Genomic DNA, 8,106 nt, shown 5'->3' with positions numbered 1-8,106 from the left:
GGTAAAATAACTAGACAGACAGATTATGAAATTCTGAATAGGTCCCTTATCTCTTTTAAAAATATTAGAAATGAATTTGCACATGGTGGAAATCCTCATATTACCATGAAATCCATAGAGGAAAATTTTAAAGCGGCAAAAAAGGTTGTTAAAATATTGGATAAAGTAGTAAGTTAGTAGAAAAAATGGAAAAATAGGTAGAACTTTGTCCTTATTTATGGTATAAAAATATATGAGGAAAGTAGGCTTAAAGGCAGCCACCTTCTAAAGAGTGCGTAAAAGCTCACCTTGAATATAATGTCGAGGTGGTAATAATGAAGAATCTTGTTAACGTATCGTTATTAGTTTTGTTTGTATTGGTGATAATCATTTTAGGTACGAAATCTGGTCTGATTATTGTAAATCCAAAAGTCACTTGGATTATCCTCAAATGGTTAGGTAATGCATTAGGTGTATATTTATTATACAGATTAATTGACTACTTAAAATCACCATCCAACCCTTCTTAAAGGAGGGTTGGAACTACAAAATTATTTACATGTTAATTAGCTCGATTTCGTTTGGAATGAAGGCAGGTTCTTTATTGTTCCACCTTTGACATATATTCTTAATATGCCCAAAAATCTAAATGATAAAACTCAATTGTTTTATGTTAATGAAAAGGTTGCTTATTAGCAACCTCTTTTTTATTAATTTGTTAAATCAGTTAACCAGATAGGAATCTATTTTCAAGCGACCACTAACTGGCTTAGCTTATTATTCTAAACGGTCGAGGTTATTGTAATTTTCTTCGTGGATATTCTCTAATTTGTAAAATTTGTTTAGAACATTCTAGTAGTTATTAATTAATTAGTTCTTTCATATAGTTACCATAGTAACTTTATGAGAGGAGACCATTTCGTGAAGGAATACAATGTTCATGAAATCCTTGCTATTCTCCAAAAATACTATATAACTGATTCGCCGCAGATGGTGACAAGGTGGATACGGGAAGGAAAGATTCAGGGGATACGAAGTGAAAACCGTAAGGAAGGTTATCGAGTATCCGAAGAAGAATTATTTGATTATATTGAGGAGCTACGACCAGGCTTACCATCCATAATGGAAGTATATGAGGACTATGTTAAAAAGCTTAGGAACTACTACTCTGAAGATATTGAGCGCCCTAAGTTCCATGATGAAATGCCTGACAAGATTGAGTCGGAAACCAATAAGAAACAACACGAAAAGGAAATTAAAGAATTACGTGAACAAATCATTAACTTGGAAAACACGCTAGTTGATTTACAAGAAGAAAATCAAATTATCCACATGAACATGTTTGAAATTGTTGAGCAAAATAATTCCTTGCAAAAAGAAAATCTTGTTTTGAAAGAAGAAAATGGAGTATTAACAGAACTGTATGGGATTATGGATGAAGAAAACAAGCTTCTTAAGTGTACAAGCAATAATATGACGAATTCTGAAGAACTAAAAAAGGAACTAAGGAAAAAGATCATTTATCCCACAGAAGAAAAGAAATTTCAATTGGGCTTAGATGACTTTATAAACCTAAGTAAAGAGGTTGTAACTAAGTTAAGTATCCACATGGAGGAACTCGCAATCATAAATCATCTAGAGAATATATATCAACAAATATTTGAAAATGGGATAATTAGGTCTAATCTCATTATGGAAGATGGAGCAATAAAGTGTCCATTCACAGATAAGTTTTACAAACAACAAAAGAGAGTCATTAATAATGCAATAAAACACTATTTTGAAAATCTGAACGAAGAACAAACCAATCAACAGCAAGAAGAAAAAACAGTGGCTAACGATTAAGTGCTAGCCACTGTTTTTTATTCAACTTTCAACGAGTGTATCAAAAAATTTCTTTTATGGTTACAAAAGGTTGAATATAAGGCATGTATAGGTTTGTTTTTGGAAATTTCAGGGATCATGGGTGCCTTAAAGAAGGCAATGGCTTCATTTTTTCGGTAACGAAGTTTCAAATGATCATTATTTTTCCCAAAAAAACTGTATGAAGGACAAATTTCAGAATCACAATAAAATAGGGGTTTGGGAATATTTGTTCCATAAGGTTCTAAGTGGTGTATGTCCTCAAAGAGTTCCTCTGAAAAATTTCCAATATCTAACCTTTTTATGTAATTTAAAGCAGGTTGATTAAAAACTTCATTCTCTGCAGCCATTTGAATGGAATTTCGGAATTCATTAATGCGTACTTCTTCGGGGAGAATTGAGAGACCAGCAGCAGCTGGGTGACCTCCATATTTACTTAATAGGTAGGAAGAATTATTAATAACGTTAATGATTGAAAAACCGCTTCCATTCACACTTCTAGCCGAACCAGTGCCTGTTTTGGAAATGACAATGGAAGGCTTTTTGTACTTATCTGTAATTCTTGCAGCGATGATGCCAATGATTCCATTATGAAATTCATCGAATACGACAATAACTTTATCATTGTAAAGTTGCTTTTGTTTGATTTGTTCCTCAGCCAAAACAAATTGTTGTTTCGTTAATTCTTTACGTTTGATATTTAAGTTCATTAAAGAATCGACATGCGATTCTTGAACTTCATTTGAAGTTAAAATGTGAACCGCAATATTTGGATTATCAATTCGACCGCAGGCATTAAAAAGCGGTCCAAGTGTAAAACCAATGGTGGAGCTATCCACAAATTTAACATAGGACTTTTCAAAAATCTGTTTGAAAACAGGATGTGGATGATCATTCATTTTCTTTAAGCCACTTTTGCAGATTACACGATTCTCATCCAATATTGGCATTACGTCAGCAATCGTTCCTAAAGTAGCTAATTCCATATATGCATGGAACTCAAAATCAAACTTTCTTTTTGCGACCTGATATAGGGCTTGTACTATCTTCAATGCCACACCCGCACCTGAAAGGTAAGTAAAGGGGTAGGTATTATCATGTCTTTTGGGATTGATAAATGCATGACAATTTGGATAAGATCCTAATATTTCATGATGATCGGTTACGATGACATCAATTCCCTTTTCTTTTGCAACTTTCATTGCCTCATGGGAACTTGTCCCATTATCAACAGTAATCACAAGAGAAATATTTTCCCCCACTTGATTCATAGCCTGTGCTGACAACCCGTAGCCTTCACTTCTTAAAGGCAATCGATAGGTGACATTCGCTTTAAATCGCCTTAAAGCTAAGTACAGTAGAGACGTCGATGTTATCCCATCACAGTCATAATCACCAAATATAAGAATTCTTTCCTTCTGCTTAATGGCTTTAATGATACGAACAATCGCCTTTTTCATATCGTTTAATAAAAACGGGTTATGCAGGTCTTTTTCTAGATTGGGATCAAGGAACTTCTTTAATTTTTCTTCATTATCAAAGCCATGAAGAAATAAATAGTGCCCCAAAATGGGGTCAATAAGAAAATGTCTTGATAAATACATGATCGTACCATATTTCGGATGTAGCTCCAAGGGTTGGTCTAAGGGAAGCCAATCATGCATGGGGAGCACCTTCTTTATAAAGCCATACAAATTTCTCACCTTTATAGTGGGAAAGAGTCTCAAAATAATGAGAATCAGGGTGCTGTTTGGTTTCATAATAGGACTGATAATATGGTAAAAGGTGGTTCATCTTTTTCCTCTTCCTCATCCATGGCTTGAAATAGTCCACTGGGATAGGAAAGGCACCTTGATAGGTAATGGAACCTTTTGTAGCATGGAAATAAAGTTCAAAAGGCTGGTCAAAGTCTAGTCCACTTAGCGTCTCTTTATAAAAGACCAACCCTAACTTTTTATACCTTATTAAATCAATTTTTAATTTTAAAACACTGTCATAACAACCTGCATCCAACAATTTCAGTAAAGTTAATTCTTTCATGTGAACACTCCTAAGATGGTAAGGATAAAACGATTCCTATATTTTTCCCTCAAATAAAACCACTTTTTCGACCAGCGATTTTGATTAGTTATCAATGGCTTCTATTATAGATGATATTTTTTGTTTAATTTTTATTCTAGTTTGCTATATCAACCGAAGTGGGTGTAGATTATCTATGTGATGCTCGAATTAATGCCTTTTCCATTCGCTCCTTTCCTTCTTGGAAATGTTCTAGTCCAATAAGACTTACCGCACATACATAAAAAGAGAGTCCAACCACTACTGGTTAGACTCTCCATTTTTTATTTGAGTATTCATTTTTATAAACAATGCATTTATATAAATGAATAACCTGTAAAATGTTGGACATATTAGATATTACTTACTCCTGTTTTAATAGAAGTTCCAGTCCTTTTTCAACAGTTGTAAGCAGGTAATCTGCTCCTTCAGGATTACATTGTTCAAGTTCCTTCAGTTTTTTCAAGGCATGTAGGTACCTTGGATTTATGTCATTCAAGTTTTCAGACTCAATAGGTAAAAGATGAAGTTCGGATTGCAATTTTTCCAGAAAAGATAATTGAATCGTATCTGTTTTTCCAGTCTCTAAATTACTAAGGTAACCAGGTGAGACATTCAACTTTTCTGCAAATGCATTTAAACTTATCCCTTTATTAGATCGGAGTATGCGAATTCGTTGCCCCATGTCTTGCAGCATGTGTTTACCTCCTTGGTTCGTATCGTCGAATTTTATCTTAATGGCGTTATTAAAAATGGGATGAAAAAATAAAAGACTTTTTCATCTTTATCTGCTTAAGTTTTTCGATTATATGAAAGCAATAATTTGTCTTATTCGATAACAGGAATTAAAAATCCTTCAAAAAATATGAAAGCGAATAACTAAAGGAAGGAATTAGTATAAAAAAGTAGAAAATAAAAATTTTTAGAGGTGCTTTTAATGTCAAAAAAATCATTTGAAATTTCATCCATTAACTTTGTACATGATCCCGAAGCTGCTGAAAAGTGGTTTGATATTTACACCACCCTATTACTTGAAGAATTAAAAAATAGTAAAAAAATCTCTTTGGATGAATACAATATGCTTAGCAAGGGGGATGGGGTATTTGACGATTTTTGCCTATTACCGAAATTCGATTAAAACAGAGATTCAGAAAATGTCGATAGACAATCAAGTAAGTAAGGTGAAGGAGTTAGCGTTTAGAAAAAGATTGATTTTGAAGGATGAAAATCAATATTTTGATAAAGAAACCTCCGCAAGGAAAACAAAAACGGAACAAAGAAACGGTATGAGCCGACTGTTAACAGAAATCAAAAAGGGCAATGTAAAAACATTGTTGGTGTATAGTCGATGTCGGATTGCGAGAAATGTTCAGCAACATATGGAAATCTATCAGATTTTGAGAAATCACAATGTAGAGGTGCATTTTGCTTTGGAGAATGAAGTGCCAATGATGTTCAGTCCTGAAGGGGAATTGCTTGAAAGAATTTTAGCTTCATTTAACCAACAAAATGGAGAAGATATCGTCACTAAATTAAAGGACTCCAAAGTCACAGTAGCAAGAGACGGCAAACATGCAGCAGCTCGCATTAATTTTGGGTACCGTCCTGACCCCAAAAATAAAGGGGATTGGATCAAACATGAGAATGAGGGAGTAACTGTTGAAAAACTTTACGATTTATTTTTAAATGAGTCGTTCAAAAATATAAACAGATTTACCAATTTGGTAAATAAGAAGGGTTTACGTTTTAAGGATGGAAAAGAGTGGTCACATGGCAATGTGAAAAATGTTTTAACAAATAGGATTTATAAAGGTGAAAGGCATTATCGCAATGGAGACGAACCTATTATAAATTTTGACCCAAAGCTTGTGATTGTGGATGAATCAATCTGGGAACTTGTACAGATAAAAATGCAAAATTATGAGTCACAAAGACCAATGAAAAGCGATGAAGAGGGAGAAAGAAAGCCTTCGTTCTTACTGGAAAACCTGATTTACTGTACAGAATGTGGGGAAAAGTTGACTTATAAGAATGCTGTTAGGCAGGGGCAAAAATTATGGGTTTACCAATGTCCAAATCATCCAAAGAAAAAAATTAGAAAAGAAGACCTTGAAAACAAAGTCATTTACTATGCAAATCAGTTTTTTAACGTCATATTAAAGAAAGATTATGAGAATGTGGTTAAAAAAATATTGGAATTCAATATAAAGCATTATGAAAAAGTCGAAAAATTTTTTGAGTCTGCAAGTCAAAATTTTAAATCAAGGATTGGATCATTTATCGATGAATTACTTGTTGTAGATGATTATGGGAAATTACCAGACCATTTTATTAAAAATCATGAAAAAATTGAAGAATTATCAAAAAGTACGTTGAAGTTCAAAGATTATTACTACCATTCCGTAGAAGTAATGGAGGAACTTTTAAAATTTCATGAAAATCACCATTCTGAACAGAATCTTTTAGAGCAATCACTGGATGATGAATCCAAAATTGAACTTTTAGGAGATGTAGTTCAAGGGGTTTATTGCGGAATGGAAAATAAAATTGAGATTATTTTTAAACATCCTTATTTGGTTGAGCTAACAGGAGGTCATGCTTTTGAACTTGCTTGAGGTAGTGAAACCAGGAATGAAGGCAGTATTTTATGGACGGCATTCTACGGATAAACAAAATTTAAACACACAATTAAGTAGAGCGTATCAATTCGCAAAAAAATACGAAGTTAAAATTATTGGTGAGTATACGGATGAAGCAGTATCTTCAAGAAAAAAACATCGCAAAGGCTTAATGAGTCTTATAGAGGATGCCGAGTTAAGAAAATTTGACTTTGTGATTGTGTATGATCATTCTAGACTTGCTAGAATTCCAGAAGATCATCAGGTGTTAAGAGTTACAATGGATGCCTTTGGAATAGACATCGTTGAGTGCCTAACAGAAACCGTTTATAGTAAATCAGCAATTATTACCTCTACGGTTAAAGATGCCTTAGCAAAATATGAATTAGATAAAATTCGTTTAGTCACTAAGGACAGCATTAAAACGTTAGCGCAAAAAGGATTATGGACTGGGGGACCAGCTCCATTCGGATATAAATATTTTTCAAAATATCCAAGGAAGAGGAATAAAAATGGAGAAAGGAAGGATACAAAAACCTATAAAGAAATCCTTTCAAATTTACCTGAAGAGATGCATTCAAATATTAGGGATGGAAAATTTGAAAAAGTTGACCATGAACTAATGTTGGTAAAAGAAGTTTATTCCTTATATAAAGTAGGTTATGGATTCGATTCGATTGCATCTAAAATGCCAAAAAATAGTTATCGAGGAAAGAACTGGGATAAAGATAAGGTCAAACAAATCATTGTCAATCCATTTTATGCGGGATATATCGCCATAAGGAAGAGAAATCCTAAATCTAAAAATACGACGAATGAGAGAACTGAATGGATCATGACAGAAAGTGATCTCATTCAACCAGTGATAACTAAAAGTGAGTGGGAATTCTGCTATCAGCTGTATGAAAGAAGGAAGAATAAAGAGATTCCGCCTAATTATTTTAAGACGAATTTCTGGCTTACTAATTTGCTATTTTGCAAAGACTGTAAAACAGAAATAAAAGGGAAAGATCAACGTTCAAAAGGGTATGGTAAAAGGATTTATTACTGCCCTTCATGTGGAAGTAAGTTCTTAGAGTCCGATGTTCATAGTGAAGTCAAAAATTATTTGACAAGTTTTCATACGATGAAAATTGATGAAATAGTAAGAAAGATTCAAATGAAAATCGAATCTCAATGCGAGGAATTAATTGAGAAGATCGATTTGCTACGCAATATAGTGTTGGAAGTAGAGAAAAAACTGGTGGACTTAAAATGTAAAAAAGAAAAGATTTTCTCTAATTTAAATGAGATAGATAACGAGATGAAAGTAAAGCACATTCAGGTGCTTACAATTGCAGAGGATCATCTAAAGAATTCCATTTCGGAAAAAAGGGCGCGGATTGAAGTACTGCAAGACTCGATCAATTCTTTAAAGAACGTTGATGCAAATCGGGAGTTTATTCAGGATAAAATAAAAGATCTCTATACAATAGAGGGTTTGCCAAATGTAGCTGTCCGAAGACTATTCTTATATTTGCTGGAAAGCGTTTATATCGATTCAAAATGTAAAATAGATATAAAATTGAGAATGGATTTAAAAAACGTA

The 8,106-nt window shown here is 33.3% G+C and carries 9 protein-coding genes; 6 read left to right on the top strand and 3 right to left on the bottom strand.

Annotated features, from left to right (window positions below):
- The first annotated feature begins 6 nt into the window (after positions 1-6).
- The 3 genes from V7266_RS30840 to V7266_RS27515 all read left to right on the top strand — a co-directional run bounded on the left by V7266_RS30840 (position 7) and on the right by V7266_RS27515 (position 1,824).
- Positions 7-177 (top strand): HEPN domain-containing protein, encoded by a 171-nt coding sequence (locus V7266_RS30840; RefSeq protein WP_420491508.1) that lies wholly within the window; start codon positions 7-9, stop codon positions 175-177.
- Between the two features lie 137 nt (positions 178-314).
- Positions 315-509 carry a hypothetical protein gene (locus V7266_RS27520; protein WP_335472404.1) on the top strand — a complete coding sequence of 65 codons (195 nt, stop codon included), beginning with the start codon at positions 315-317 and terminating at the stop codon, positions 507-509.
- A 391-nt stretch (positions 510-900) separates the two neighbouring features.
- On the top strand, positions 901-1,824 hold the full coding sequence (locus V7266_RS27515) for a hypothetical protein (RefSeq protein ID WP_335472403.1): 924 nt from the start codon (positions 901-903) through the stop codon (positions 1,822-1,824).
- A 17-nt stretch (positions 1,825-1,841) separates the two neighbouring features.
- On the opposite strand, the gene recJ is transcribed toward V7266_RS27515, so the two are convergent.
- From recJ to V7266_RS27500, 3 genes are all read right to left on the bottom strand, one after another.
- Complete coding sequence (gene recJ / locus V7266_RS27510) at positions 1,842-3,506, bottom strand: single-stranded-DNA-specific exonuclease RecJ (RefSeq protein WP_335472402.1); 1,665 nt, start codon at positions 3,504-3,506, stop codon at positions 1,842-1,844.
- Positions 3,499-3,882, bottom strand: coding sequence for a hypothetical protein (locus V7266_RS27505; protein WP_335472401.1), 384 nt, complete (start codon positions 3,880-3,882; stop codon positions 3,499-3,501). Before V7266_RS27505 ends, recJ begins: the two co-directional genes overlap by 8 nt.
- Before the next feature lie 382 nt (positions 3,883-4,264).
- Entirely contained in the window at positions 4,265-4,597 is a 333-nt protein-coding gene (locus V7266_RS27500) for a helix-turn-helix domain-containing protein (RefSeq protein WP_335472400.1), read from the bottom strand.
- A gap of 240 nt (positions 4,598-4,837) precedes the next feature.
- Here V7266_RS27500 and V7266_RS27495 point away from each other — a divergent pair, with 240 nt between their 5' ends.
- The 3 genes from V7266_RS27495 to V7266_RS27485 all read left to right on the top strand — a co-directional run.
- Positions 4,838-5,038 (top strand): hypothetical protein, encoded by a 201-nt coding sequence (locus V7266_RS27495; protein ID WP_335472399.1) that lies wholly within the window; start codon positions 4,838-4,840, stop codon positions 5,036-5,038.
- Entirely contained in the window at positions 4,968-6,515 is a 1,548-nt protein-coding gene (locus tag V7266_RS27490) for a recombinase family protein (protein WP_335472398.1), read from the top strand. Before V7266_RS27495 ends, V7266_RS27490 begins: the two co-directional genes overlap by 71 nt.
- A gap of 16 nt (positions 6,516-6,531) precedes the next feature.
- On the top strand, positions 6,532-8,106 hold a 1,575-nt coding region (locus V7266_RS27485; protein WP_335472397.1), incomplete at its 3' end, for a recombinase family protein.

Source organism: Neobacillus drentensis (assembly GCF_036965645.1).
In the GTDB taxonomy this organism is placed as follows: Bacteria; Bacillota; Bacilli; order Bacillales; family Cytobacillaceae; genus Neobacillus; species Neobacillus drentensis_D.
The sequence above is the reverse complement of the archived record's forward strand: the minus strand, read 5'-3'. Positions and strand labels throughout refer to the sequence as shown.